Consider the following 21,435-nt stretch of genomic DNA (forward strand, 5'->3'; position numbering starts at 1 on the left):
TTGCGGTGACTTTCATCAATGCGACTTGATAGATTCAGGGTTGCAGAGGAAGCAAACGTTTGCCAAAGCGGTGAACGCGGCTCGGATCTTTGTTGGAGCGTCCTTCCATCGATTGGCCGCAAAGGCCCGTACAGCTCGCTCTTTGAACCTATTCAACAGCAGGACCCAAATGAAAACCCTCCCCATCAAACCCCATCTGATCGCCCTCGCCCTCGCGGCGGCCTTCCCCATGCACGCTGCCTTGGCGCAAAGCGCGGAAGCTCCTGCGGCCGAGGCCAAAAAAGACACGACGACGCTGAATACGGTGATCGTCACCGGCAGCCGCCGGGCGGAGAACATCCGCGACGTGCCGATGTCGATCTCGGCCATCAAGGGCGAAGAACTCGACGCCTATAACGCCAGTGGCCAAGACGTGCGCGCCTTGTCGGGCCGCGTGCCCAGTCTGAACATCGAGTCCGACTTTGGCCGCACCTTCCCGCGTTTCTATATTCGCGGCCTGGGCAATACCGACTTCGACTTGAACGCCTCGCAGCCTGTCGGTCTGGTCTATGACGATGTGGTGCAGGAAAGCCCGATGCTGAAGGGCTTCCCGGTCTTTGACGTCGAGCAGGTTGAAGTGCTGCGCGGCCCGCAAGGCACGCTGTTCGGCCGTAACTCGCCGGCCGGCGTGATGAAGTTTGACTCGGTCAAGCCGGGCAAGCGTTTTGAGGGTTATGTCAACACCGGTTTCGGTAAAAACAGCGCCTTCAATCTCGAAGCGGCGGTCAACGCGCCCTTGAGTGAGGACTGGGCGATGCGAGCTGCGGTGCTGTTCCAGCGCGCCAGCGACCGGGTACACAACCCGCTGGCCGGCGCCACGTCCGACCTGGAAGGCTATAACGACAAGGCCGCGCGGGTGCAGGCGTCTTACAAGAACGGCGGCTTCAATGCGCTGTTCAATCTGCATGGCCGAGACTACGCCGGCAGCGCCACGACATTCCGCGCCAACATCATCAAGCGCGGCACGAATGATCTGGTCGATGGCTTCGACGCATCGGTCTACCCGACCGATGGTTACAACGAGCAGACGCTCAAGTCCAAAGGTGCCAGCGCCCGCCTGCGCTGGGAGTTGAACGGCATGACCTTGCATTCGATCACTGCCTACGACACCGCCAAGTTCTACAGCCGTGGCGATGTGGACGGGGGTTTTGGTTGCCGGTTGTGCGGCATTCCGGATGGCCCGAAGTTCTCCGGTCAGCCTTCGGTGATTCCCTTCGACGCGCAGACCGCCGATGGCTTGCCCGAGCTGAAGCAGACCACGCAGGAGTTCCGCCTGCAGTCCAATACCAGCGAGGCGCTGCAATGGATCGGCGGCCTGTATTTCTTCAAGGAGAAGATGCAGGTCGACAGCTTCAACTTTGATTCCTTCTCGGCCGGCGACCCGCAAAACGGCTACGCCTATCAGCATCAAGATTCGACCTCATGGGCCGCCTTCGGCAGCCTGAACTACGCTGTCACAAGCGACCTGAAAATTCGCGGTGGCCTGCGCTATACCGACGATAAGAAGGACTTTGACGCCGCGCGCACGCAGACACCGTTTGGCAATCCGAACGCCGGCCCGTTCACGGCCAACCCGCGTTCGACCAACTGGAGCTGGGATCTGAGCGCCAACTACACGCTGAACAAGGACACCTCGCTATTCACCCGAGTGGCCACCGGCTACCGCGCGCCGAGTATCCAGGGCCGGGTCTTGTTCGGCGACTCGATCTCGGTCGCCAACTCCGAGAAGGCCTTGTCGTTTGAGGCCGGCTTCAAGACCGATCTATTGAACAAAACGGCCCGTATCAGCGGCACCGTGTTCAGCTACAAAGTCGATGACTTGCAATTGACCGCCGGCAGCGGCAGCGTCAACCAGAATCAGTTGGTGAATGCCAAGAAGGCGACCGGTCAAGGGTTCGAGTTGGACGCACAGGCCATCATCGCGCGCGACTGGCGCACCACGCTGGGCCTGAGCTACAACGATACCGAGATCAAGGACGACAAGCTCTTCGTCTCGCCTTGCGGCAACAAGAACTGGACGGATCTGACGCCCAACACTGGCTGCACCGTGCAGAACAAGCCTAGCCCAGATGCCAAGGGCGGGGTCTTGATTGGCGGCAACCCGTTGCCACGCGCACCCAAGTGGGTGGGTAACTGGACGCTGCGTTACAGCACCGAATTGGCCGGCGGCGACGTCTATGTGTTGACCGATTGGGCCTACAAGGCCGAGTACAACATGTTCCTCTACAAGGCGGCCGAGTACCGTGCCAAGTCATTGTTAGAGGGCGGTCTGCGGGTCGGCTACGGCTGGAACAACTCGAAGTATGAAGTGTCGGCCTATGTGCGCAATATGACCAATGAGCAGCAAGTCGTGGCCGCCATTGACTTCAACAACCTGACCGGCATCATCAACGAGCCACGCAGCTATGGTCTGCAGTTCAAGGCCAGTTTCTGAGCGGGCGATAAGCCACGCGGGCGCAGCGTCCGGCTGCGCATCCCAAGCCCGATCCTTCAGCGAGGATCGGGCTTTTTTTGGCCCCTACAATGTTTCGAAAGAACCCGCCAAACAAGCCCATGACGACTGCCAACATGCCCGATCCGCTCGCCCAAGAATTTGTCGCTTTTGCGGTTGAAGCCGGTGTGCTCCGCTTCGGCGAATTCAAGACCAAGGCCGGCCGGCTGAGCCCTTATTTTTTCAACGCCGGCCTGTTCGACGACGGCGCCAAGCTCGGTCGTTTGGCGCAGTTCTATGCGCAGCGTTTGATCGCGTCCGGCCTGCAATTCGACATGATCTTCGGCCCTGCCTACAAAGGCATCACGCTGGCGGCCGCCTTGTCCATCGAGCTGGCGCGGCTCGGCCATAACAAGCCATTTGCCTACAACCGCAAGGAAGCCAAGGACCATGGCGAGGGCGGCACCCTGGTCGGCGCACCGGTGCAGGGTCGGGTCTTGATCATTGATGATGTGATTTCCGCCGGCACCTCGGTGCGCGAATCGATTGCGATGATCACTGCTGCCGGCGCCACGCCTTGCGGCGTCACCATCGCGCTCGACCGGCAGGAGAAGGCCGTTGAGAACGGCGTCGACAGCCCCAAGTCGGCGGTGCAATATGTGACCGAGCAACTGCACTTGCCGGTGATCGCGATCGCCGGTCTGAGCGATCTGTTGGAATTCTTGAAGACCACCAGCGACGCGCGGGTCACCGCGCATGCCGGTGCGGTGCAGGCCTATCGGGATCGCTACGGGGTCTGATGGGCAAATTCACCACTTTGGCGGTTTGTGTGGCCGCGCTTGCGCCGAAGCTGGTGTTGGCGCAGCCAACGTCTGCCAAGCCCAGCACACAGGCCAAGCCCGCCATCTACACCTGCACCACGGCCGATGGCCGGCGGCTGACCTCGGATCGCCCGATCAGCGACTGCAATGCGGTTGAGCAAAGGGTGTTGAATGCCGATGGCTCGCTGCGTTCGGTGTTGCCGGCGGCGATGTCTCCCGAGCAGCGCGCTGCCCATGAGGCGCGGGAACGCAAGCTGGCGGCCGAGCGCTCGGCCCAGACCGATGCGATCCGACGGGATCGAAATTTGATGCTGCGCTACCCTAACGAGGCAGCTCACCAGCATGCGCGTGAGAGCTCGCTGGACGATGCCAACAAGGCTCGTTTGATCTCGGAGCACCGCGTCAAGGACCTGGCACTCGAACGCAAGCCCTTGATGGACGAGGCCGAGTTCTACAAGGGCAAGCCGCTGCCATCCAAGCTCAAGCAGCAGCTTGATGCCAACGACGCGGCGGTTGATGCGCAGAAGCAGTTGATCGAGAACCAGAAGGCCGAGTTGGTGCGCATCAGCAGCCGCTATGACTTGGAGCTGGCACGCCTGAAGCGCCTGTGGGCCGGCGCCGCGCCGGGCAGCCTAGGCAACGGCGCTGCGGATGCCGCAGCATCCGCAGCGCCGAACTTAGCTCGCTAACTTGAGCTTTAGGAGATCGTTGACGACGGTCGGATTCGCCTTGCCCTTGGTCGCCTTCATCGCTTGACCCACCAGCGCATTGAAAGCCTTTTCCTTGCCGGCGCGGAACTCTTCGACCGATTTCGGATTGGCGGCCAGGACCTCGTCGAGGATGCGCTCCAACTCGGTGTTATCGCTCATCTGCTTCAAGCCCATGGACTCGATCAGCGCATCGACATTCTGCTCGGCGCCGGTCCACAGCGCCTCGAACAACTGGCGTGCGCCATTGTTGGAAATCGTGCCATCGTTGATGCGCGAGATCAGCGCGGCCAGCGTGGCCGCATTGACCGGGCTGCTGGACAAGGGCCGGTCTTCGCTATTGAGCCGGCGCGCGAATTCGCCCATCAACCAGTTGGCCACCAGCTTTGGCTGTGCGCAAGCCTTGGCCGCGGTCTCGAAGAAGGCGCCGAAGTCCTTGCTCTGCGTCATCATCGCCGCGTCATAGGCGGGCAGACCGTAGGCGGCCTGGAAGCGCTTGGCCATCGGCTCGGGCAACTCGGGCATTTCGCTGCGCACCCGCTCAATCCATTCGTTAGCGATGACCAATGGCGGCAGATCCGGGTCTGGGAAATAGCGGTAATCGGCCGCATCTTCCTTGCTGCGCATGGCCCGCGTTTCGCCCGTATCGGGGTTGAACAGAATCGTCGCTTGGCTGATCGCGCGGCCGTCTTCCAGCTCGTCGATCTGCCAGTTCACCTCATAGTCGACCGCTTGCAGGATGTAGCGGAAGCTGTTCAGGTTCTTGATCTCACGGCGCGTACCGTAAGGCTCGCCCGGGCGGCGCACCGACACATTGACGTCGCAGCGGAACGAGCCTTCCTGCATATTGCCGTCGCAGATGCCCAACCACATCACCAGCGCATGCAGGGTCTTGGCGTACTCGGCCGCCTCGGCCGCGCTGCGCATTTCGGGCTCGGAAACGATCTCCAGCAGCGGCGTGCCGGCGCGGTTCAGGTCGATGCCGGTGAGGCCGTGATAGTCCTCGTGCAAGCTCTTGCCCGCGTCTTCTTCGAGGTGGGCGCGGGTCAGGTTGACGCAATGCTTGACGTCACCGACAAAGAACTCCAGCTTGCCGCCTTGCACAACCGGAATTTCGTACTGGCTGATCTGATAACCCTTGGGCAGATCGGGGTAGAAGTAGTTCTTGCGCGCGAAGATCGACAGCGGCGCGACCTTGGCGCCGACGGCCAGGCCGAAGCGGATTGCCCGCTCGACCGCGCCACGGTTTAAGACCGGCAGCGTGCCCGGCAGGGCCAGATCGACCGGCGAGGCCTGCGTGTTCGGTGCGGCGCCAAAAGCGGTCGACGAGCCGCTGAAAATTTTGGATTGGGTGGACAGCTGGACATGGTTTTCCAGGCCGATCACCACTTCATAGCCGCGAATGAGTTTGCTTTGTGCCATTCTTAAATTCCTGCCGGGGCTGCGCGGTGCCAATCGGTCGCTTGTTGCAAGGCATGGGCCGCATGCAAGAGCTGACCCTCCTGGAAATAGTTGCCGAGTAACTGCAAGCCCACAGGCATGCCGCCCTCGCCAAAACCGACCGGCACGCTCATGCCGGGCAGGCCGGCCAGCGAGCCGGGCAGGGTGAAGATGTCGGCCAGATAGGCCTTGACCGGATCGTCGGCGCCTTCACCCTTCTTCCAAGCAACGGTCGGTGCGACCGGGCCGGCGATCAGATCGCACTGCGTGAAGCAGCGCTGGAAGTCATCGGCAATCATGCGGCGCAGCTTTTGCGCCTGCAGATAGTAGGCATCGTAATAACCATGAGACAGCACGTAGCTGCCAATCATGATGCGGCGCTTGACCTCGGCGCCGAAACCTTCGGCGCGGGTCTTTTTGTACATATCCAGCAGGTCGTCGTACTGGGCCGCGCGGTGGCCGAACTTGACGCCGTCAAAGCGACTCAGGTTCGAGCTGGCCTCGGCCGGCGCAATGATGTAGTAGACCGGAATCGCCAATTCGGTGCGCGGCAGGCTGACGTCCACCAGCGTGGCGCCGAGCTTTTCCAGCTCCGCCAGGCCGGCGCGCACGGCGCCATTGACATCGGCCGCCAGGGCCGCCGGAAAGAACTCGAGCGGCAGGCCGATGCGCAGGCCTTTTAACGGCTGGGCAGCGGTCGCACCTGGGCGGGCCTGCAGCATCTGCGCGTGGAAGTCTTGCGGAGGCCGTTCCACGCTGGTGGCGTCGCGCTCATCAAAACCGCTCATCGCCGACAACAAGAAGGCGCAGTCTTCGGCCGAGCGGGCCATCGGGCCGGCTTGGTCCAGGCTGGACGCAAAGGCGATCATGCCGTAGCGGCTGCACACGCCATAGGTCGGCTTGATACCGGTGATGCCGGTGAAGCTGGCGGGTTGGCGAATCGAGCCGCCGGTGTCGGTGCCGGTGGTGGCGGGCACCAGGCGGGCAGCGACGGCCGCTGCCGAGCCGCCGGATGAGCCGCCCGGCACGCGGGTGCGGTCCCAGGGGTTGGCGACCGGCCCGAAGGCCGAGTTCTCGTTCGCCGAGCCCATCGCGAATTCGTCGCAGTTAAGCTTGCCCAGCGAGATCGTGCCGGCCGCAAAAAGCCGCTCCAGCACGGTCGCATCAAACGGGCTGCGGTAATTGGCCAGGATCTTGGAGCCGGCGGTGGTCGGCATGTCCTTGGTGACGAAGATGTCCTTGTGCGCCAGCGGAATGCCGAGCAGCGCGGCACCGTCGCCGGCCGCGCGGCGCGCATCGGCGCTGGCCGCAGCGGCCAGCGCGGCGTCGGCATCGGTGTGCAGGAAGCAGCCCAGGCTTTCGTGCTGCGTCACGCGGGCCAGCAAATGTTGCGTCAATTCGACGCTGCTGACTTGTTGGGCCGCCAGCGCGCGGCTCAAATCGGCCACGCCCAAATCATGCAATGCTTTATTCGTTGTCATTATTCAATCACCTTGGGCACCAGGAACAGGCCGTCCTCAACGGCGGGCGCGCTGCGCTGATTCAGCTCACGCTGATTGCTCTCCGTAACCAGGTCCTCGCGCAGACGCAGGCTCACTTCTTGCACGGCAGACAGCGGCGTGTAGAGCGGCTCGACGCCGCTGGTGTCCACCGCGCTCATTTGCTCGACGATGGAAAAAAAGCCATTCAGCTGGCCGAGCAGGGCGGCGCTTTCGGCCTCTTGCAGTTCCAGTCGAGCCAAATTGGCGATGCGGCTTACGTCTTGTGGGGTCAGGGCCATGGCAAACCAAGTCCGATTCAGGCAAAAAACAAAGCCCCAAGTAGAAGAACAAAGGGCCCGTTCGGTGAAGAAATATTGGGTGATCAGTTATTATCTATGCTTATCTCCAATGCAACGGGGCTGCGCAAGCTTAGCGGTACTTTTGAGTACCCGAAGGCTCAGGCAGCCTCGCTGCATATGGCGAAGCCAAGCATTCCCCATTAAACGATTTCTTCTCGCCCCGGCTCACAACCCTAGCCCCGATCAACGCTTGACAAGCGTGATGTGCAGGCGATCTCCAGCCCAAGGGCTCAGATGCCAAGCCCAGCGCCTTAAAAAATACCATGTTCGCCTCCCTGCGCCGCTACTTCTCCACCGACCTCGCCATCGACCTGGGCACCGCCAATACGCTGATTTACGTCCGCGGCAAAGGCATCGTGCTGGACGAACCTTCGGTCGTTTCGATCCGCCACGAAGGCGGCCCCAATGGCAAGAAAACCATTCAGGCCGTCGGCCGCGAAGCCAAGGCCATGCTGGGCAAGGTGCCGGGCAATATCGAGGCGATCCGCCCGATGAAGGACGGCGTGATCGCCGACTTCACCGTCACCGAGCAGATGCTCAAGCAGTTCATCAAGATGGTGCACGACTCGAAGATGCTGCGCCCCAGCCCGCGCATCATCATTTGCGTGCCCTGCGGTTCGACCCAAGTCGAACGCCGCGCGATCCGCGAATCGGCGCTCGGTGCCGGTGCCTCGCAAGTGTTCCTGATCGAAGAGCCTATGGCGGCCGCGATCGGTGCCGGCCTGCCGGTCAGCGAAGCCTCCGGTTCGATGGTGGTGGACATCGGCGGCGGCACGACCGAGGTCGGCGTGATCTCGCTCGGCGGCATGGTCTACAAGGGCAGCGTGCGGGTCGGCGGCGACAAGTTCGACGAGGCCATCATCAACTACATCCGCCGCAACTACGGCATGTTGATCGGCGAGCCGACCGCCGAGATGATCAAGAAAACCATCGGCAGCGCCTTCCCCGGCTCCGAGGTCAAGGAAATCGAAGTCAAGGGCCGCAATCTGGCCGAAGGCGTGCCGCGCAGCTTCACGATCTCGTCCAACGAGATCCTCGAAGCGCTGACCGACCCGCTGAACCAGATCGTCTCGGCCGTCAAGAATGCGCTTGAGCAGACCCCGCCCGAGTTGGGCGCCGACATTGCCGAGCGCGGCATGATGCTGACCGGCGGTGGCGCGCTGCTGCGCGATCTGGACCGTTTGCTGGCCGAGGAAACCGGCCTGCCGGTGCTGGTGGCCGAAGATCCGCTGACCTGCGTGGTGCGCGGTTGCGGGATGGCGCTCGAACGCATGGAGCGCCTCGGCTCCATCTTCACCTACGAATGATGGGCGGAGGCCTACTGCGCGAAGGCCTGGCGTCGTTGGGCGGTGCGCGCAATCCTCACGTACAGGAAGTACGTTCCGGTTGCTGTGCTCCGGCCGCCTAGCCAAGCCTCCGCTCGCTACGGCCCGTTAGATTCTTCTTTTGAGCCATGTCCCTCGGCCCTTTTGATCGCGACACGCCACCTTTCTTTCGTCAAGGCGCTTCGGCGCTGACGAAGCTGCTGCTGTGCACGGCGCTTGCCTTGTTCTTGATGGTGGCCGACTCGCGCTTCAAGATGACGGCGCCGGCCCGCGCGACCATGGCTTTGGCGCTGCACCCCTTGCAGACCCTGCTGCTGGCGCCGGTGGATGCCTGGGAGTCGCTGCAAGACTATTTGCGCGGCACCGAGAGTGCCCGCGCCGCCGAGAGTCTGGCGCGCCGTCAATTGGTCCAGCAGGCCGAACGGCTCAGCCGGGCCGAGCAGTTGCAGACAGAGAACCAGCGCCTGCGTGCCTTGCTGGAGTTGCGCCCGGCCTTGCAGGTCAGCTCGGTGTCGGCCGAAGTGCTTTATGAGGCAACCGACCCCTATTCCCGCCGCGTTGTCATCGACCGTGGCAGCCGCCAAGGCGTGCAGCCCGGCGCACCGGTGATCAATGACACCGGCGTGCTGGGGCAGGTCACCCGCGTTTATGGCCTGAGCGCCGAGGTCACGCTGCTGAATGACAAGGATGCGGCCATTCCGGTCTTGAACTCCCGCACCCAGCAGCGCAATGCGGCCTTCGGGCGCAGCGACGGCAGCGGCATGGAGCTGCGTTTTCTGGCCGCCAATGCCGATGTCAAGGAAGGCGACATTTTGGTAACTTCCGGCCTCGACGGTGTCTATCCGGCCGGCCTGCCGGTGGCGCGCGTGGCGGTGGTGGAGCGTCGCGGCGACACCAGTTTTGCCAGCGTTGGCCTGCAGCCGATTGCACAGGCCGACAGCGCCCGCCATGTGTTGGTGCTGCAACCCTTGGCCTTGCACGAGGCCGCGCAGGCGGAAGCCGCCGCCGCTGCGGCGGCCGAGGCGGCGTCGGCAGCGGCCGGAAAATTGGCCCGCAAGGCGACCGCCGGCGCCGCAAATGCCGCCAATAAAGGAGCGCATAAATGATCATGCCGCGTGGCTCCGGCCAGCTCTTGTTGCCGGCCAATCCGCTCTTCATCGGCCTGAGTCTGATGCTGGCGCTGATGTTCGACATGGTGCCGATCGGGCGCAGCCCGGCGATGCCCGATCTGCTGGCGCTGGTGCTGGTGTTCTGGGGTGTGCATCAGCCGCGCCGGATTGGCGTGTCCTGGGCCTTTGCCTTCGGCCTCTTGATCGACGTTCACCATGGCGCGTTGCTCGGGCAGCATGCGCTGGCCTACAGCCTGCTCAGCTACGGTGCCGTCAGCCTGCATCGGCGTTTGCAAGGTTTTGATCCGTTCACGCAGGCCTTGCATGTGCTGCCCTTGTTCCTGGTGGCGCACGCAGTGGCGCTGTTGGTGCGCCTGGCGGTGGGCGGTATGTGGCCGGGTTGGGGCCTGGCCCTGGCGCCGATTTTCGAAGCCATGCTGTGGCCCTTGGCGACCGTATTGCTGCTGGCACCGCAGCGGCGGGCGCCGGATCGTGATGCGAATCGGCCGCTGTGAGCCGCGTTTGCGCATGCCTTCATTTGCCTGATCGGCCGTTTGTATGACCGAGATGAAGAACGTCCAGCAAGAGCTGGGAGGCTTCCGGCTGCGCTTGATCGCGGCCGGTTTGTTCGTGCTCTTGTGCTTTGGCCTGCTGACGGCCCGGCTGGTGTTTCTGCAGGTCAAGCAACATGACAACCTGCTCGACCGCGCCGAATCGAATCGCACCACCATCGTGCCCATCGTGCCCAACCGGGGCCTGATCAAGGACCGCAATGGCGTCGTGTTGGCGAGTAACTACTCGGCTTACACGCTCGAAATCATTCCCAGCAAGGTGGCCGATCTGGAGGCCACCATCGACGCACTGGCCCAAGTGATCGAGATCCAGCCGCGCGACCGCAAGCGCCTCAAACGGCTGATGAGCGAAAGCAAGAATTTCGAGTCGCTGCCGATCCGCACCAAGCTCAGCGACATCGAGGTGGCCCGCTTCACCGCGCAGCGCTTTCGCTTCCCCGGCGTCGAAATCAAGGCGCGCTTGTTCCGCAGCTATCCGCTCGGCCAGGTCGGCGCGCATTTGATCGGCTATATCGGCCGCATCAACCAGGCCGAGAAGAAGGCCATGGATGATTGGGAGGAAGAAGACTTTGCCAATTACCGCGGAACCGAATACATCGGCAAGCTCGGCCTGGAGCAGGCCTACGAGCGCGAGCTGCATGGCATCACCGGCTTCGAGCAATTGGAAACCAGCGCGGGCGGCCGCGCCGTGCGGCGCTTGGCCCATCGCCCGCCGACGCCGGGCAACAACCTGCTGCTGTCGATCGACATCCGCCTGCAAGCCTTGGTGGAGGAGCTGTACAAAGACCGGCGCGGCGCCTTGGTGGCGATCGACCCGCGCAACGGCGAGGTGCTGGCCTTCGTGTCCAAGCCGACCTTTGATCCCAACCTGTTCGTAGACGGTATCGACGCTGAAAACTGGCGCGAGCTGAACGAGGACATCGACAAACCACTCTTGAACCGCGCCATGCGTGGCACCTACCCGCCGGGCTCGACCTTCAAGCCCTTTATGGCGATGGCGGCCTTGAATTCGGGCAAGCGCTCACCCAGCCTGGTCATCCAGGACAACCTCACCTACAGCTTCGGCGGCCGCACCTTCGGCAGCCCGGAAGTCGACCGGCCCGGCCCCAAGGACATGCGCCTGGCCATCGTCAGCTCCAGCAATGTGTACTTCTACAGCCTCGCCAATGAGATGGGGGTCGACCTGATTCATGATGAGCTGAAGCCCTTCGGTTTTGGCCGCAAGACCGAGATCGACCTGATTGGCGAGTTGATCGGCGATCTGCCATCGACCGAGTGGAAGCGCAAGCGTTTCAAGAAGCCCGAGCAACAGAAATGGTATGCCGGCGAGACCATTTCACTGGGCATCGGCCAGGGCTATAACAACTTCACCATGCTGCAAATGGCGGCCGCCACCTCGACCATGTCTTCCGCCGGCCTGCGCTACAAGCCGCGGCTGGTGCGTGAAATCGAGGATGTGGTCAAGCACGAGCAACGCCGCGTGGCCAGTGATGCCTTGCCCCCGTTGCCGCTCAAGCCCGAGCAGGTCGAGGTGATTCTTAACGCGATGCATGGTGTGACGATCGAGGGCACTTCGCGCGCGGTCTTCGCGGGTGCCGGCTACAAGAGCGGCGGCAAGACCGGCACCGCACAGGCGATTGGGCTGCGGGCCGGCGAAAAGTACAAGGACATCAAGGCCGATGAGCGCAAGCGCGACCACTCGCTGTATGTCGCCTTCGCGCCGATTGAGGCGCCGACGATCGCGCTGGCGGTGATTGTCGAGAATGCCGGCTACGGCTCGACCTCGGCCGCACCGATTGCCCGGCGCCTGTTCGACTATGTGCTGATGGGCCAATACCCGAGCGAGGAAGACATTGCGCTGACCCAGCAAGGCAAGACCACCGCGCCGGTCGGCAAGCCGCGTGTGGCGGCCGAGATGCCTTTGCCGGGCAACCCGGCCGACGCTGCCGCCGCTGCTTCTGCCGCCGCCAGTGCGGCCAGCGCGGCGGGAGCCGCGGCGGCATCCGCCGCATCGAAGCCAATGGCCTCCGGCAGTTCGCCGCTTGCGGCCGGCGCGGCAGCGCGCCCACCTGTCTCGGGAGCCAGTCGATGAGTCATAGCGCCTTCAATAAACCAAGCTGGTGGCACAGCCTCAAACCCTGGTTCTCGGGTTTCGACCTGCCGCTCTTGCTGGCGATTGCCTGGCTGGCGGGCATAGGTCTGGTGTCGATGTATTCGGCCGGCTTTGATCACGGCACCCGCTTCGTTGATCATGGCCGCAATATGCTGCTGGCGCTTGGGGTGATGTTTCTGGTCGCCCAGTTGCCGCCGCAGCGCCTGATGGCGCTGGCGATTCCGCTCTACACCGTGGGCTTGGGCCTGTTGGTGGCGACGGCGCTGTTCGGCATCAGCAAGAAGGGCGCAACGCGTTGGCTCAATATCGGCATCGTCATCCAGCCCTCCGAGTTGCTGAAGATCGCCACGCCCTTGATGCTGGCCTGGTGGTTTCAAAAGCGCGAAGGCGCGCTGCGACTGGCCGACTTCATCGCCGCTTTTATCTTGCTGCTGCTGCCGGTGGGTCTGGTCGCCAAACAGCCCGACCTGGGCACCGGCATCCTGATCGCGGCGGCCGGCCTGTATGTGATCTTTTTCGCCGGGCTGTCCTGGCGCTTGATCCTGCCGGCCTTTGTGCTCGGTGCGGCCGGCATTACCGCCTTGATCATGAGCGAGGAGGCCATCTGTCAGCCCGAGGTGACCTGGCCGGTGCTGCGCGAGTATCAAAAGAACCGTGTCTGCACCCTGCTTGATCCGACCAAGGACCCGCTGGGCAAGGGCTTTCACATCATCCAGGGCGGCATCGCGATCGGCTCCGGCGGCATCACCGGCAAGGGCTTTATGAAGGGGACGCAAACCCATCTGGAATTCATCCCCGAGCGCACCACCGACTTCATCTTCGCCGCCTTCGGCGAGGAGTTCGGCCTGGCCGGCGCGATGGCGCTGCTGGCCGGCTTTTCGGCACTGATTCTGCGCGGCTTGTTGATCGCTTCAAGCGCGCCGACGATGTTTTCGCGCCTGATGGCGGGCGCGGTGACGATGAGTTTTTTCACCTATGTGTTCGTCAATATGGGCATGGTCAGCGGCATCCTGCCGGTCGTCGGCGTGCCCCTGCCCTTCATCAGTTATGGCGGCACGGCGATGGTGATGCTGGGCATCAGCCTGGGGCTGTTGATGTCCATCGCCAAGAGCCGGCGCTTCAATCAGTCCTGAGCCTGCGGCGCCCTGGCTGGCCCGGCTGGGTGCGCAGCGAAGCGCACCGTGAAACGCGCCCCCGGCCCCTGGCCGGCCGCATCGGTCTGACCCGGCCGGCGCTGGCGGGTGTCGTCCAGGCTGACCTCGGCCTCATGCTGGCCGGCAATCTCGCGCACGATCGCCAGGCCCAAACCAGAGCCATCGACATTGGTCCCCAGCGCCCGGTAGAAAGGCTGAAAAACCTTCTCGCGCTCCGACTCGGGAATGCCCGGCCCGGTGTCTTCCACCTGCAAGACACTGACCTGGCCAAACGGGTCTTCGACCACGCGCACGGTGACGGTGCCGGCGGGCGGTGTGTAGAGCAGCGCGTTGTCGACCAGGTTGCGAATCAGCTCGCGGATCAAGATGGGGTGGCCCAGCACCCGCAAGCTGCATTGGTCTTCGGACGGCCCCTCATAGCCCAAATCAATGCGCTTATCGAGCGCACGCGGCACGAAGTCGCGCACCGTCTCAATCGCCAGTTCGGCCAGATTCACTTCGCTGCGCCGCGCGGCATGCTCCTTGTCTTCGGCGCGCGCCATCGCCAGCAACTGATTGACCATATGCGCGGCGCGCTGGCTGCTTAATGCGATTTGCTGCAGCGAGCGCTTCAGCTCGGCCGGCTCGCTGCGCCCCTCATCGATCTCGCGCTGCGCAAATTCCGCTTGCGCGCGCAGGCCTGCTAACGGCGTTTTCAGCTGGTGGGCGGCATCGGCCAAAAAATGCTTCTGACTGCTGATCGACTGATCCAGCCGCGCCAGCAAATCATTGATCGCCCGCACCAAGGGCGCCACCTCATCGGGGATGCGGCGCTCGTCGATCGGGCTCAGGTCGGAGCTGTCGCGCGAGCGGATGCGGCGCTGCAAATCATTCAGCGGCGCGATGCCGCGCGCCAGCGCCAGCCACACCAGCAAGACCGCCAGCGGCAGGATCACAAACTGCGGCAGGATCACGCCCTTGATGATTTCGTTGGTCAGGCGCGAGCGCTTGCCTAATGTCTCGGCCACCTGCACCAACATGGTTTTGGTCGAGCCCGCCATGCCTTCGGGCGCGACCCAGATATAGGCGACGCGAACCCGCTCATTGCCGATCTCGTCATCGCGAAAATGCAGTTCCCAGGGCACGATCAGATCCTCGTCGGGGGGCACCGGCAGTTTGGCGTCGCCGTTCAGCAGCTCACCGCGCAGGCCCAGCACCTGATAGAAGATGGTGTCGGTTTCGTCGGCCCGCAACAGCGCGGCGGCCTCGGGCGCCAGCGCATATTTGGAACGCCCGCCGCGCATATTCGGCTCCGCGGCGGCGACCTGCAGACCCAGCGTGCGCGCCATTTCGCCCAACTCGCGGTCATAGGGCTTGCTGGCGATGCCTTGTGCAACCAGCCAGGTCAGCGCCACGCTGATCGGCCAAATCAGCAGCAATGGCGCGAGCATCCAATCAAGGATCTCGCCGAACAGCGAGCGCTGACCTTTTTCTACGGGTTCAGCGGCGCTCATGTGAGCCCCTCGCTCAGCGGGCACGCTGATCGCTCCCCCGAGGGGACGGCGATGCTTGCTGGATTGGCCAGCAAGCACATCGTCAATCGGGCCGGCTCGGGGGCGGCCCAGCGCTCGGCCCGTAACGCCCGGATCATGCTTGCAATCCGGTCAAGAGGATATCTTTTCCAGGCAGTAGCCCAAGCCGCGCACGGTGGCGATGCGGATCGGGCCCTGCTCGATCTTCTTGCGCAGGCGGTGGATATAAACCTCGATCGCGTTATTGCTGACTTCTTCGCCCCATTCACACAGGCGCTCGACCAACTGATCCTTGCTGACCAGGCGACCGGCGCGCTGCAACAGCACCTCAAGCAGGCTCAGTTCGCGGGCCGACAACTCGATCATCTGATCATTGATATAGGCGACGCGCCCGGTGGCATCGAAGCTGAGCGGCCCATGTTTGATGACGCTGGACGCGGTCCCGAGGCCACGCCGCGTCAAGGCCCGCACGCGCGCCTCCAACTCCTGCAGCGAGAAGGGCTTGGCCATGAAGTCATCGGCGCCAAAATCCAGCCCCTTGACCCGCTGCTCGACGCTGTCGGCGGCGGTCAATATCAGCACCGGCATGGTCGAGCCGCGTGCACGCAATTTGCGCAAGACCTCCAGGCCGTGGAGCTTGGGCAGGCCCAGATCCAGAATCACCAAGTCGAATTCATGCGAGGCCAATGCTGCGTCGGCCTCGCCACCATTGCTGACCTGATCAACCGCATAGCCGGAGGCCCGCAGCGAGCGCAGCAACGCATCGGCCAGCACTTGATCATCTTCCGCAATCAGGATGCGCATTTTTGTGTCTCCGTCCTTGGCAAGTTCTTGTTCTCCATTCTAGGAGCCCGCAGCTCGAGGGATGAGCGCGCCTAAGGGTTAGCCAGAAATGCCAATCCGCCGCATTTGCAATATATTCTGAAAGCGCTTTCAGAAATTGCCCTCGGAGACCAGGCAAATGCCCGCAAGAATTGCCGCGTCGGCCGTTATGCCGGTGTCCGCATCCGACGCTGTCCATGCCGATGAACTCTCCGCCTCTTTTCAACGCTTGAACCCATTCATGCCGAATACACCCTATCCCTGCTTTCAAAGCTGGCGCTGGACGCCTCTGCTCGCCGCCATGGCGCTCTGCGCCTGCGGCTCTGGGGGAGCGGCCGATGAGGCCAAGCCTTCGGCCAGCGCAACGCTTGCGCCGCCGGCAAGCTACAGCCTCGTGTGGTCCGATGAGTTTGCGGGCAGCGGCCTGCCGGACCCGAGTAAATGGGTCTACGACACCGGCATGAACAAGCAGGGCTGGCACAACAAGGAGAAGCAGTATTACAGCCATGCGCGGGCGGAGAACTCGTCGGTGCAAGACGGGAAGCTCGTCATCACCGCGCGCCTGGAGTCGCTCGCCCAGCAGCCCGACTGGGGTGGCCAGCGCTACAGCTCGGCCCGGCTGATCACCGCCGGCAAGGCCGAGTGGACCTATGGCTTCTTCGAGATCCGCGCCAAGCTGCCCTGCGGCAAGGGCAGTTGGCCGGCGATCTGGACGCTGGCCAGCCAGGGCGAATGGCCGGCCGGCGGCGAGTTGGACATCATGGAGCAAGTCGGCCATGAGCCCGCCAAGGTCTTCAGCACCGTCCACACCACGGCCGGCAGCGGCGCCTATGGCAAGGGCGGCGCGACCCAGGTGCCAGATGCCTGCAGCGCCTTCCATAACTACCAAATGCACTGGACGGCCGAGCAAGTCACCTTCGGCATCGACGGCCAGCCCCATGCGGTCTACCCGAACCCCAAGACCGGCAAGGCCGCCTGGCCTTTTGATGCGCCGCAGTATTTGATTCTGAATATCGCTATTGGCGGTGATCTGGGCGGGGCGGTCGATGACGCCGTCTTGCCAATCAGGATGGAAGTCGAGCATGTGCGCGTCTACCAACAGGCCAAGTAAGCGGCGCGACTGGGCTGGCTTGATCACCGGACTGCTGCTGGCCGTGAATTCCCCCGCTCAAGCTGCGCCGGTCGAGATCAAGCCACGCGGCAGCCAAATCGCCGGCCCGGCGCAAGAAGACCGCGGTGAGCCCGACTGGCAGGCGCGCATGAACAACTGGCAGCGCGACAGCGCCGGTGCATTCGAGCCTTGGTTGCAGGCGATGCGCGCCTGGCGCTCGCAGCGGCTCAAGGCCATCGGCTATGACGACGCGCAATACCGCCGCCCCGACTTGCTCTGGACGCAGCGCAATTTTGTGCAGCCACAGGCGATGATGGAGGACCGCTACCTCTACGATCCACTGACGCGGCGCTACACACCGGACCGTTACCTCGCCGACCTGAATCGGCGTTATGGCGGCATTGACAGCGTGCTGCTCTGGCCGGTCTATCCGAACATCGGCATCGACGACCGCAACCAATGGGACATGCTGCGCGACCTGCCCGGCGGTCTGCCGGCGCTGCGCCAATTGGTCAAGGACTTTCAAAGCCGGGGCGTGCGCGTGCTGTTTCCGCTGCTGCCCTGGGATCAGGGTTCGCGCGAGGAAGGCAAGCCGATGCCGCAGGCCATCGCCGAGTTGATGGCCGAGATCGGCGCCGACGGTATCAATGGCGACACCATGGACGGTCTGCCGCTGGCCTACCGACAAGCCGCCGACGCCAGCGGCCGCGCGCTGCTGCTGCAGCCCGAGTTGTCCTTCAAGGACGATGCGATGCTCGCCTTCAACCAGCAGAGCTGGGGCTATTGGGAGACGCCGTTGGTGCCCATGGTCAGCCAATGGAAATGGCTGGAGCCGCGCCATCTGATCCATGTCAGCGACCGCTGGGCGACCGACCGTCACAACATCATGCAAGCGGCCTTCTTCAACGGCGCCGGCATCCAGAGCTGGGAGAACATCTGGGGTTGGTGGAATCAGTTCACGCCGCGCGATGCCGAGGCGCTGCGGCGCATCGCGAACATCTACCGTACAGTACCCGAGCTGATCAGCAGCCCCGATTGGGTGCCGCATCTGCCGACGCAGCATTACGGTGTTTACGCGAGCAGCTTTGCCGGCGCGGGTCGCACGCTGTGGACGCTGGTCAACCGCAATGATTTTGCGCTCGACGAAGCCATTGTGAAAGTGGCGCATCGGCCGGGCCGGCGCTATTTTGATCTGTGGCGCGGGGTGGAGCTAAGCGTCAGAGTCGACGGTGCCGACGCGGTCTTGAGCTTCGAGATGGAAGCACTTGCCTATGGTGCGGTGCTCGGCTTGGATGAAGGCCCATTGCCGGCCGAGCTTGCGGCCTTCATGAAGGCTCAGCAGGCGCGGGCCAGCCAGCCCTTGAGAGCCTATTCGGCCGAGTGGAAGCCCTTGCCGCAGGCGATGCTGCCAATAGCGGCTACACGGCCTGCCAGCCAGGCGCCGAGCGGCATGGTGGCCATACCCGCCGGCGAGTTTGACTTCCGCGTCACCGGCGTCGAGATCGAAGGCGAGAACCGCCCCGGCATGGATGTGCAATATCCCTGGGAGCTCTTTCCCCGCCGCGCCCATCTGCACCGCATGGCGAGCAAGCGCTTCTTCATCGACCGCTTCCCGGTCACCAACGCCCAGTTCAAGGCCTTCATCGATGCGGCCGACTACCGGCCCGCCGATGCGCATAACTTCCTGAAGGCATGGGCTGGCCGCGCGCCTAAGCCGGGTGATGAGCAGCGCCCGGTTACCTGGGTATCAATTGAAGACGCGCGCGCCTATTGCCATTGGGCCGGCAAGCGCCTGCCGCATGAGTGGGAGTGGCAATACGCGGCGCAGGGCAGCGATGGCCGGCAATACCCCTGGGGCAATCAATGGCTGGCCGCTGCCGCGCCCCCGCCAGCCACCGCGCGGGACATGCCGCCACCGGCCCCGGTCGGCACGTACCCCTTGGGCGCCAGCCCGTTTGGTGTCCAGGACATGGTCGGCTTGGTCTGGCAATGGACCGATGAATTTTCCGATGAGCACACCCGTGCGGCGGTGCTGCGCGGCGGCAGCTACTATCGGCCCCAAGGCTCTCACTGGTACTTCCCGCCGGCCTTGAAGCTGAACGAGCATGGCAAATACCTGTTGATGGCGCCGGCCAAGGATCGGGCCGGCAGCATTGGCTTTCGCTGCGTGGTGGATGGGAGTTAGCTTCAAATTCTATTGAAAGGCAGCAAGCACAAGATGGTGATGAAATCCGCCCGGAGCTTGATCTTGGCCGCAGCGCTGCTGAAGCTGACTGCCGCGGCCTTCGGCGCCGAAAGCCGCCCCTTTCAATGGCCCAAGGGCGAGCGTGCGGCGGTCAGCCTGGCCTATGACGATGCGCTGAACAGCCAGCTTGATAACGCCATCCCCGCCCTGAACCGGGCCGGTCTGCGCGGCAGTTTTTACTTGACGCTGAGCAGCGACGTCGTCAGCCAACGCATGAGCGATTGGCGCGCTGCGGCCGCCGCCGGCCATGAGCTGGGCAATCACACGCTGTTCCACCAATGCTCGCGCGCTGGCCCCGACCGCGCCTGGGTCAGCGCCGACAAGGATCTGGACAAAATCAGCGCCGCACAACTGGCCGCGCAGATTCGCGTCGGCAACACCTTGCTGCGGGCGATCGACGGTCAAACCCTGCGCAGCTTCACCGCGCCCTGTGGCGACCTGCTGGCCGGCGGGCAAAACTATCTGGACTTGATCAAGGGCGACTTTGTCGCGATCAAGGCCAAGCTGGGCGGCGTCGTGCCGGATATGGCCCAGCTCGACCCCTATGCGGTCGAGGTTTTCGTGCCCGTGGAGGCCAGCGGCGCGCAGCTGATCTCCCTGGTCGAGCAGGCCGCCCAGGCGGGCACGATGATCAACCTCACTTTTCACGGCATCGGCGGCGATCACCTCAGCGTGTCCACCCAAGCGCATGCGGAACTGCTCGGTTACCTCGCCGCGCACCGGGATCGGTTTTGGACGGAGACTTTCTTGAATATCATCAGCTATGTGAAGGGACGGAGGTCGGCGCCAGGTTTGAAGTGAGGCGGCATCGGGCCGAGCCCGAATCGACCGGATCATGAATGAATGAATGGGCCGCTTGGAGTCAAAACATGCATTTGGAAATTCTCAGGGAAAGCAATCAGGCTGTCTTCGACGCCTTGGTTGCTGGCGTCAGGGCGCATAACTTCGAGCTTCTGGGTCAAGAAGTTTCGAAGCCACTTCTAGCGATTGGCCGTGATGATGAGGGCAAGCTCTTGGGCGGGGTTGCGGGGCGGACGATCTATAAACAGTTTTTGATCGAAGTCGTCTGGGTGGACAGGTGCGCGCGCGGCAGCGGGCTTGGCCGCAAATTGATGGCCATGGCGGAAACCGAAGCCAGGCAGCGCGGCTGCGTGGCGGCCCAGGTCGATACCTTGGCGGTGCAAGCCCCCGACTTCTACGCCAAGCTGGGTTTTGAGGTGGTGGGCCGAGTCACGGAGCTGCAAGACAGCCCCGAGCGCTTGTTTTTGCTGAAGCGATATCTGTGAAAGCTCTCGAACTTCAAAGGCGCTTGGGTGCGCAAGACTTGACGGGAATATGTCCATGAAACGTTTCGGAACCTTCTGCTTTTACCTGCTCGCTTTTGGCGTCGCTGGCTACGCGGTCTTCGCCTATGGTTTGATGCCATTGGGTTCGCTGGTTCATCCTGCGATGAAGCTCAATTACCAGACCCATCCGCTGGGCATCTACACGCATGTGTTTGCGTCGCTTGTCGCGCTGATGCTGAGTCCGTTTCAGTTCTCCAGCCGGCTTCGAAGAGGGCGCCCGCGCTTGCATCGTGTCTTGGGCCGCATCTATCTCGGCCTCGGCGTCCTGGTGGGCGGCCTGACGGGCCTGTATATGTCGGTATTCGCCTTCGGTGGCTGGGTCGGCAAGCTTGGCTTTGCCTGCCTAGCGCTTGCTTGGTTGTTCACGGGTTTACGCGCCTTTCAAGCGATCCGGAGCGGCGCGGTCCAGGCGCACCGCAGATGGATTGTTCGCAATGTTTCGCTGACCTTGGCTGCAGTGAGTCTGCGTATCTATTTACCGCTGTCGATGGTGACGGGCATTCCGTTCGAACTGGCCTATCCGGCCATCGCATGGCTGTGCTGGGTGCCCAACCTCTGGGTCGCAGAGATCGTCTTCAATAAGCCCCATGGCAAGGCCATCGCCGCTTAGTTTGAAGCTCGCTCAAACACCCAGGCTGTTGCTGCTCACCGGCCCTGTGGGGGTGGGCAAGAGCACGTCGGCCCAGCCATCCTGCGCGGTCTCTACGCGGAGTACCAGCAAGCGCTGCCCTTTCTGCTCGAAGCCACGATCTGCTTGCAGCTCGAACATTCGGACCCGGCCCAAGTTGGCAGGGAATTGGCGGCGCTGATGATGACAGACTGAGCTTTGTCGGCACACTATCACCCGAA

The 21,435-nt window shown here is 63.1% G+C and carries 19 protein-coding genes; 13 read left to right on the plus strand and 6 right to left on the minus strand.

Going from position 1 to position 21,435, the window contains the following annotated elements; genetic code table 11:
- Positions 1–169: 169 nt before the first annotated feature.
- From LNV07_RS06295 to LNV07_RS06305, 3 genes are all read left to right on the plus strand, one after another.
- Positions 170–2,473, plus strand: coding sequence for a TonB-dependent receptor (locus LNV07_RS06295; protein ID WP_263570329.1), 2,304 nt, complete (start codon positions 170–172; stop codon positions 2,471–2,473).
- 119 nt (positions 2,474–2,592) lie between these two features.
- A complete protein-coding gene (gene pyrE / locus LNV07_RS06300) occupies positions 2,593–3,270 on the plus strand; it encodes an orotate phosphoribosyltransferase (RefSeq protein WP_263570330.1) in 678 nt (225 codons plus the stop codon).
- Positions 3,270–3,980 carry a hypothetical protein gene (locus LNV07_RS06305; RefSeq protein ID WP_263570331.1) on the plus strand — a complete coding sequence of 237 codons (711 nt, stop codon included), beginning with the start codon at positions 3,270–3,272 and terminating at the stop codon, positions 3,978–3,980. Before pyrE ends, LNV07_RS06305 begins: the two co-directional genes overlap by 1 nt.
- Here LNV07_RS06305 and gatB read toward each other — a convergent pair.
- From gatB to gatC, 3 genes are read right to left on the minus strand one after another with little or no spacing between them, the layout of a single operon-like run.
- Positions 3,969–5,420 (minus strand): Asp-tRNA(Asn)/Glu-tRNA(Gln) amidotransferase subunit GatB, encoded by a 1,452-nt coding sequence (gene gatB, locus LNV07_RS06310; RefSeq protein ID WP_263570332.1) that lies wholly within the window; start codon positions 5,418–5,420, stop codon positions 3,969–3,971. The genes LNV07_RS06305 and gatB overlap by 12 nt on opposite strands.
- 2 nt (positions 5,421–5,422) lie before the next feature.
- Positions 5,423–6,919, minus strand: coding sequence for an Asp-tRNA(Asn)/Glu-tRNA(Gln) amidotransferase subunit GatA (gatA, locus tag LNV07_RS06315; protein ID WP_263570333.1), 1,497 nt, complete (start codon positions 6,917–6,919; stop codon positions 5,423–5,425).
- Complete coding sequence (gene gatC / locus LNV07_RS06320) at positions 6,919–7,218, minus strand: Asp-tRNA(Asn)/Glu-tRNA(Gln) amidotransferase subunit GatC (protein WP_263570334.1); 300 nt, start codon at positions 7,216–7,218, stop codon at positions 6,919–6,921. The genes gatA and gatC overlap by 1 nt, the downstream gene beginning before the upstream one ends.
- Positions 7,219–7,541: 323 nt before the next feature.
- On the opposite strand from gatC, the gene LNV07_RS06325 reads away from it, so the two are divergent.
- The 5 genes from LNV07_RS06325 (at position 7,542) to rodA (ending at position 13,530) form a co-directional block, all read left to right on the plus strand.
- Positions 7,542–8,585: a rod shape-determining protein gene (locus LNV07_RS06325; RefSeq protein ID WP_263555083.1), complete on the plus strand. Its 1,044-nt coding sequence runs from the start codon at positions 7,542–7,544 to the stop codon at positions 8,583–8,585.
- A 146-nt stretch (positions 8,586–8,731) separates the two neighbouring features.
- On the plus strand, positions 8,732–9,709 hold the full coding sequence (gene mreC / locus LNV07_RS06330; RefSeq protein ID WP_263570335.1) for a rod shape-determining protein MreC: 978 nt from the start codon (positions 8,732–8,734) through the stop codon (positions 9,707–9,709).
- Positions 9,706–10,227: a rod shape-determining protein MreD gene (gene mreD / locus LNV07_RS06335; protein ID WP_263570336.1), complete on the plus strand. Its 522-nt coding sequence runs from the start codon at positions 9,706–9,708 to the stop codon at positions 10,225–10,227. Before mreC ends, mreD begins: the two co-directional genes overlap by 4 nt.
- Before the next feature lie 43 nt (positions 10,228–10,270).
- Positions 10,271–12,376: a penicillin-binding protein 2 gene (mrdA, locus tag LNV07_RS06340; RefSeq protein ID WP_263570337.1), complete on the plus strand. Its 2,106-nt coding sequence runs from the start codon at positions 10,271–10,273 to the stop codon at positions 12,374–12,376.
- Complete coding sequence (gene rodA, locus LNV07_RS06345) at positions 12,373–13,530, plus strand: rod shape-determining protein RodA (protein ID WP_263570338.1); 1,158 nt, start codon at positions 12,373–12,375, stop codon at positions 13,528–13,530. Before mrdA ends, rodA begins: the two co-directional genes overlap by 4 nt.
- Here rodA and LNV07_RS06350 read toward each other — a convergent pair.
- Positions 13,521–15,044: a sensor histidine kinase gene (locus LNV07_RS06350; protein ID WP_263570339.1), complete on the minus strand. Its 1,524-nt coding sequence runs from the start codon at positions 15,042–15,044 to the stop codon at positions 13,521–13,523. The genes rodA and LNV07_RS06350 overlap by 10 nt on opposite strands.
- Before the next feature lie 150 nt (positions 15,045–15,194).
- Entirely contained in the window at positions 15,195–15,866 is a 672-nt protein-coding gene (locus tag LNV07_RS06355; RefSeq protein ID WP_263570340.1) for a response regulator, read from the minus strand.
- Positions 15,867–16,023: 157 nt separating this feature from the next.
- Between LNV07_RS06355 and LNV07_RS06360 the strand changes: the two genes are divergently transcribed.
- The 5 genes from LNV07_RS06360 to LNV07_RS06380 all read left to right on the plus strand — a co-directional run bounded on the left by LNV07_RS06360 (position 16,024) and on the right by LNV07_RS06380 (position 21,196).
- A complete protein-coding gene (locus LNV07_RS06360) occupies positions 16,024–16,995 on the plus strand; it encodes a glycoside hydrolase family 16 protein (RefSeq protein WP_263570341.1) in 972 nt (323 codons plus the stop codon).
- Positions 16,967–19,180 carry a formylglycine-generating enzyme family protein gene (locus tag LNV07_RS06365; RefSeq protein ID WP_263570342.1) on the plus strand — a complete coding sequence of 738 codons (2,214 nt, stop codon included), beginning with the start codon at positions 16,967–16,969 and terminating at the stop codon, positions 19,178–19,180. The genes LNV07_RS06360 and LNV07_RS06365 overlap by 29 nt, the downstream gene beginning before the upstream one ends.
- Before the next feature lie 39 nt (positions 19,181–19,219).
- Positions 19,220–20,041 (plus strand): polysaccharide deacetylase family protein, encoded by an 822-nt coding sequence (locus LNV07_RS06370; RefSeq protein WP_263570343.1) that lies wholly within the window; start codon positions 19,220–19,222, stop codon positions 20,039–20,041.
- Between the two features lie 68 nt (positions 20,042–20,109).
- On the plus strand, positions 20,110–20,526 hold the full coding sequence (locus LNV07_RS06375; RefSeq protein WP_263570344.1) for a GNAT family N-acetyltransferase: 417 nt from the start codon (positions 20,110–20,112) through the stop codon (positions 20,524–20,526).
- Between the two features lie 55 nt (positions 20,527–20,581).
- Entirely contained in the window at positions 20,582–21,196 is a 615-nt protein-coding gene (locus tag LNV07_RS06380) for a DUF2306 domain-containing protein (RefSeq protein WP_263570345.1), read from the plus strand.
- Between the two features lie 12 nt (positions 21,197–21,208).
- On the opposite strand, the gene LNV07_RS06385 is transcribed toward LNV07_RS06380, so the two are convergent.
- Complete coding sequence (locus tag LNV07_RS06385) at positions 21,209–21,370, minus strand: hypothetical protein (protein WP_263570346.1); 162 nt, start codon at positions 21,368–21,370, stop codon at positions 21,209–21,211.
- Between the last annotated feature and the right edge of the window lie 65 nt (positions 21,371–21,435).

The sequence above is a fragment of the Roseateles oligotrophus genome, from assembly GCF_025717515.1.
GTDB lineage: Bacteria > Pseudomonadota > Gammaproteobacteria > Burkholderiales > Burkholderiaceae_C > Paucibacter_A > Paucibacter_A oligotrophus.

Coding starts and splice junctions, on each gene's coding strand:
- LNV07_RS06295 (WP_263570329.1), top strand. CDS start 170: ATGAAAACCCTCCCCATCAAACCCCATCTGATCGCCCTCGCCCTCGCG.
- pyrE (WP_263570330.1), top strand. CDS start 2,593: ATGACGACTGCCAACATGCCCGATCCGCTCGCCCAAGAATTTGTCGCT.
- LNV07_RS06305 (WP_263570331.1), top strand. CDS start 3,270: ATGGGCAAATTCACCACTTTGGCGGTTTGTGTGGCCGCGCTTGCGCCG.
- gatB (WP_263570332.1), bottom strand. CDS start 5,420: ATGGCACAAAGCAAACTCATTCGCGGCTATGAAGTGGTGATCGGCCTG.
- gatA (WP_263570333.1), bottom strand. CDS start 6,919: ATGACAACGAATAAAGCATTGCATGATTTGGGCGTGGCCGATTTGAGC.
- gatC (WP_263570334.1), bottom strand. CDS start 7,218: ATGGCCCTGACCCCACAAGACGTAAGCCGCATCGCCAATTTGGCTCGA.
- LNV07_RS06325 (WP_263555083.1), top strand. CDS start 7,542: ATGTTCGCCTCCCTGCGCCGCTACTTCTCCACCGACCTCGCCATCGAC.
- mreC (WP_263570335.1), top strand. CDS start 8,732: ATGTCCCTCGGCCCTTTTGATCGCGACACGCCACCTTTCTTTCGTCAA.
- mreD (WP_263570336.1), top strand. CDS start 9,706: ATGATCATGCCGCGTGGCTCCGGCCAGCTCTTGTTGCCGGCCAATCCG.
- mrdA (WP_263570337.1), top strand. CDS start 10,271: ATGACCGAGATGAAGAACGTCCAGCAAGAGCTGGGAGGCTTCCGGCTG.
- rodA (WP_263570338.1), top strand. CDS start 12,373: ATGAGTCATAGCGCCTTCAATAAACCAAGCTGGTGGCACAGCCTCAAA.
- LNV07_RS06350 (WP_263570339.1), bottom strand. CDS start 15,044: ATGAGCGCCGCTGAACCCGTAGAAAAAGGTCAGCGCTCGCTGTTCGGC.
- LNV07_RS06355 (WP_263570340.1), bottom strand. CDS start 15,866: ATGCGCATCCTGATTGCGGAAGATGATCAAGTGCTGGCCGATGCGTTG.
- LNV07_RS06360 (WP_263570341.1), top strand. CDS start 16,024: ATGCCCGCAAGAATTGCCGCGTCGGCCGTTATGCCGGTGTCCGCATCC.
- LNV07_RS06365 (WP_263570342.1), top strand. CDS start 16,967: ATGTGCGCGTCTACCAACAGGCCAAGTAAGCGGCGCGACTGGGCTGGC.
- LNV07_RS06370 (WP_263570343.1), top strand. CDS start 19,220: ATGAAATCCGCCCGGAGCTTGATCTTGGCCGCAGCGCTGCTGAAGCTG.
- LNV07_RS06375 (WP_263570344.1), top strand. CDS start 20,110: ATGCATTTGGAAATTCTCAGGGAAAGCAATCAGGCTGTCTTCGACGCC.
- LNV07_RS06380 (WP_263570345.1), top strand. CDS start 20,582: ATGAAACGTTTCGGAACCTTCTGCTTTTACCTGCTCGCTTTTGGCGTC.